This window comes from Bradyrhizobium sp., from assembly GCF_049581145.1.
Lineage (GTDB): Bacteria > Pseudomonadota > Alphaproteobacteria > Rhizobiales > Xanthobacteraceae > Bradyrhizobium.
The window spans coordinates 1-2,407 of record NZ_JBAURI010000297.1 but is presented as its reverse complement, the minus strand read 5'-3'; the positions used below and the strand labels follow the sequence as shown (position 1 = coordinate 2,407).

Genomic DNA, 2,407 nt, shown 5'->3' with positions numbered 1-2,407 from the left:
GGGTGGGCACACGCCCGCCCCATGAACTCGCTGATCGCGCGCGGCTAATCCAGGGCCGCCTTCACCTGGGCAAAGACCCTGCGGAACATCTCGGCCGTCAGCACGCCGGTGTTGGTGTTGTAGCGCGAGCAGTGATAGCTGTCGTGAAGCTTGAGGTGGCCGGCCTGATGCACCGCGCCATGGCCGAAGGGCGCGGCCGAGGCGCGCAGGTCGAGCGCCTTCAACAGCGTATCATGCGCGATGCGGCCGAGCGCCACGATCGCGCGCAGCCGCGGCATGCCCGCGATGGTCATGGCGAGGAACGGCCGGCAGGTCCTGATTTCGGCGGGTAGCGGCTTGTTCTGCGGCGGCACGCAGCGGACCGCGTTGCTGATCCGGCAATCGACGAGCTTCAGGCCGTCGTCGGGCCGCGCCTGATAGCGGCCCTCGGCAAAGCCATATTCGAGCAATGTCGCATAGAGCAGGTCGCCGGCGTAGTCGCCGGTAAACGGACGCCCGGTGCGGTTGGCGCCCTGCAGGCCGGGTGCCAGCCCGACGATCAACAGCCTGGCGTCGGGATCGCCGAACGAGGCGACCGGCGCGTTGAACCAGGCAGGTTCCTTCGCGCGCGCGGCCTTGCGGAAATCCGCAAGCCGTGGACAGAGCGGGCAGTTCCGGTCAGGTTCGGCGGAGGGCAGGGCAGGCCCGGTGGTCTGCCGCCCGCTCTCAATCGTCGAAATCCTCGTCATCGCCCCTTGGTGCCATCGTGGTCGCGCGCTGCAGGAACTGCGGCGCGTGATGACGCGGCTCGCGCGGCGCCGGACGCTCGGACGGATCGCGGCCGAGCTTGGACTGCAACTCCACGAGATCGGTGAACACGTCGGCCTGCCGCCGCAATTCGTCGGCAATCATCGGCGGCTGGCTCGAAATGGTCGAGATCACCGTGACCCGGACGCCGCGGCGCTGCACGGCCTCGACCAGCGAACGGAAGTCGCCGTCGCCGGAAAACAACACCATCTGGTCGATATGCTCGGCAAGCTCCATGGCGTCCACGGCAAGCTCGATGTCCATGTTGCCTTTGACCTTGCGCCGCCCGCTGGCGTCGATGAACTCCTTCGTCGCCTTGGTGACCACGGTGTAGCCGTTGTAATCGAGCCAGTCGATCAAGGGACGGATCGACGAGTACTCCTGATCTTCGATGATCGCGGTGTAGTAGAATGCCCGCAGCAGCGTACCGCGGCCCTGGAATTCCTTGAGAAGGCGTTTGTAGTCGATATCGAAACCGAGCGTCTTGGCCGTCGCATAAAGGTTGGCGCCGTCGATGAAGAGCGCAATTTTGTTGGATGAAGAAGGTGACATCAGTCTCTCGCGTTGTGTTTGTTCGTATCTGTTTTTTGGCGGCGGCAGCAACCGCGCATTCTAAAGCACTGCCTAGGGCCCGGATGGTATCAACGTTACCGCAATTTGCGGAGGTCGGCGCAGCAAAGATATACTTTAGATGACGCAATGAAGCGTTTTGTTGTCCAAAAGCCGCAATTCCTGGCTTTCGGGTCGACTGCCGGCCGGTCCCAAATCGGAGGTAGCAGGGGTATCCGCGCCCGCCAAATCACAAATTAAACTTGCGAAAAGCCTCACCCCCCTATAACTAGCCTGCTATCTCAGCATATCAAGCCCCAAATTAACCCAAACAGACGGAGCGACAGTCGATGGCGCGCGTTACCGTGGAAGATTGCATTGATAAGGTCGACAACCGGTTCGACCTGGTCCTGCTGGCTGCGCATCGCGCCCGTATGATCTCGTCCGGTTCACAACTTACGATTGACCGGGACAACGACAAGAATCCAGTCGTTTCGCTGCGCGAGATCGCCGAATCGACGGTATCGCCGGGCGACTTGCGCGAGGAGCTGGTGCACTCCCTGCAGAAATTCGTCGAGGTGGACGAGCCTGAGCCCGATACCGTGCCTTTGATCGGATCGGCCGGCGCCAGCGTCGATGCCGACGACACCGAGGTCGCCGTCGAGCGGATGACGGAAGAGGAACTGCTGAAGGGCCTGGAGGGCCTCGCCCCTCCCGAGGAACAGCCCGAAGAGGACGAATAGCCCTATTCCTTCCGGTTATCCCGCAATATTCCCATCTGCCAAAGGCCCGGACCGACGTCTGGGCCTTTGTTTTGTTTTTGCCGGCGTTTGGTTACGCTACACTTGCTCCGGGCGCGTACGTTTGACCGCTGCCGTCTTTGATTTGATCGAAGAACGGCCGGGATTGGCGTTACAGTGCGGTTCGAGGCGAGGCCGCCGGTGCGGGGGCCGCGAGCGCGAAGGCAGCAAACTGAAAGCAGCAGACTGATGGCGTATACGCGCCAGAATCCATCCCAGATGCAGGCCGCGACCGAATCGGTCGCCGTGGCGCCGTCTTCGCCGGCGCCGGC

3 protein-coding genes are annotated in these 2,407 nt (G+C 62.7%); 1 reads left to right on the top strand and 2 read right to left on the bottom strand.

Features of this window, described 5'->3' with window-relative positions; genetic code table 11:
• Positions 1–44 precede the first annotated feature (44 nt).
• The gene (locus tag WCB02_RS09940) at positions 45–728 is read right to left on the bottom strand and encodes a uracil-DNA glycosylase (protein WP_423957875.1); all 684 of its coding nucleotides are present in this window, start codon (positions 726–728) and stop codon (positions 45–47) included.
• Entirely contained in the window at positions 706–1,338 is a 633-nt protein-coding gene (locus WCB02_RS09935; protein ID WP_423957873.1) for an NYN domain-containing protein, read from the bottom strand. Before WCB02_RS09935 ends, WCB02_RS09940 begins: the two co-directional genes overlap by 23 nt.
• 347 nt (positions 1,339–1,685) lie before the next feature.
• On the opposite strand from WCB02_RS09935, the gene rpoZ reads away from it, so the two are divergent.
• Positions 1,686–2,078: a DNA-directed RNA polymerase subunit omega gene (gene rpoZ / locus WCB02_RS09930; RefSeq protein WP_423957871.1), complete on the top strand. Its 393-nt coding sequence runs from the start codon at positions 1,686–1,688 to the stop codon at positions 2,076–2,078.
• Positions 2,079–2,407: the final 329 nt, after the last annotated feature.

What these genes read in the sequence shown, in the direction of transcription:
- WCB02_RS09940 (WP_423957875.1), bottom strand. Translation starts at nt 728, where the DNA reads ATGACGAGGATTTCGACGATTGAGAGCGGGCGGCAGACCACCGGGCCT.
- WCB02_RS09935 (WP_423957873.1), bottom strand. Translation starts at nt 1,338, where the DNA reads ATGTCACCTTCTTCATCCAACAAAATTGCGCTCTTCATCGACGGCGCC.
- rpoZ (WP_423957871.1), top strand. Translation starts at nt 1,686, where the DNA reads ATGGCGCGCGTTACCGTGGAAGATTGCATTGATAAGGTCGACAACCGG.